The sequence below is a fragment of the Mycetohabitans endofungorum genome (assembly GCF_002927045.1).
Lineage (GTDB): Bacteria > Pseudomonadota > Gammaproteobacteria > Burkholderiales > Burkholderiaceae > Mycetohabitans > Mycetohabitans endofungorum.
Genome location: NZ_PRDW01000061.1, coordinates 1 through 1446 on the forward strand (window position 1 = coordinate 1; position 1446 = coordinate 1446).

Annotated in this window: 1 protein-coding gene and 1 pseudogene; both read left to right on the plus strand. The window is 53.2% G+C overall.

Annotated elements, in window-relative coordinates:
• Window positions 1-936: alpha/beta fold hydrolase (locus B0O95_RS15160; protein ID WP_146064133.1), on the plus strand; the 936-nt coding region annotated here is incomplete at its 5' end.
• A 66-nt stretch (window positions 937-1002) separates the two neighbouring features.
• Window positions 1003-1446 (plus strand): annotated as a pseudogene (locus B0O95_RS15970) (hypothetical protein); the annotation flags it as partial.

Sequence of the window (1446 nt, forward strand, 5' to 3'; positions counted from 1 at the left end):
GACAGCTTCTTTGCGCTGGGGGGACACTCGCTGCTGGCCATGCGCCTAATCAATCGTGTACGCACAGCGTTAGGGGTTGACCTTGCTATTCGCACACTGTTCGAGGCGCCCACTCTCGCAGGCTTGGCCCGCCATTTAGTTAAGCATGACGGGATTCAAGAAAACTCGTTTTCCGTTCTACTTCCTCTTAAGCCGACAGGCAGCCGTCCTGCTCTTTTCTGCATTCATCCCGCATTGGGTTTGAGCTGGAGCTATATGGGCCTGTCCAATTACCTTCACCCCGATCAGCCCCTTTATGGCTTGCAGGCTCGGGGGTTCGATGGAACAGGCCCGCTTGCGTCTACTGTTGACGAGATGGTGTCAGACTATCTTGAACAAATGCGCCGTGTTCAACCCAAAGGGCCTTACTGCTTATTAGGATGGAGCCTCGGTGGCAATGTGGCGCATAGCATGGCTGTCCGACTTGAACACCAAGGCGAAAAAGTGGCGTTGCTGGCGTTACTGGATAGTACCCCTTTTGCGGGCAAAGCTTTTGGAGAGCAAGAAGATCAATTTGACCAGGCGATGGTTAAAGATGTGTTCGCCGACTACTATGGCAATGAATTAGTCGCGGCGATGGATGAGCATTTATTGGAAAACACCGAGGAAATTGCAAAGAATAATGGGTGTATCGTAAGAGATTATTCTTTACCGCAGTATGGCGGTGATGCGCTATTGTTTCGAGCCACGGTAGCAGAGGCGGGATTTGAAACGCTAGTCACGCCTGATGCGTGGAACCCTTATGTGCGCGGGAATATCGAAGTTTGCAATGTTCACTGCAGTCATGGAGAAATGCTTAAGCCGGAATCGACGGCCCTCATTGGTCCTATTCTGGCCCGCAAGCTAAATGAATTGGAGAAGCAACAAACTCAAGGACAGACGAATGCGGTACGATAAACTTTACAGTGCAGAAATGCTCAATATACTTAAGCGCGAATTCGATCGCGCTAACCGATAGTAGTCATGGTTAGCTTGCCCGATAATGACAGCGCAGCACGCGAGCTGAACGATGTGTTGCAATGGTTCGACGCGGACCGCGGCGAATTCGTGTGGCTTGAGCAGCTGATCGCGCAGCACCCAGTCGCGTTTTTTGCAAGCAACCGGTTCAAACCGGGTGGTGCGCATTCCGATGCCGAAACGACGTTCTCGATGATCGATCTCCCCGAGACAGCGGCGTTGCCTGACGCACACGCCGCACACTTGCTCGACGACGTGTTCAGTCGCGTCATGCCGGTCGCGTCGCCGACTTTCGTTGGGCACATGACTTCGTCGCTGCCGTCGTTTTTACCGTCGCTCGCGAAGGTGCTGACCGCACTAAGAGTCGCTAACGCAACCTGGACGTCAGGCCGTAAGGCGCGTATCCTGAGGTCATGGCAAGACGCAAAATCAGCAATGAATTGTGGGCGG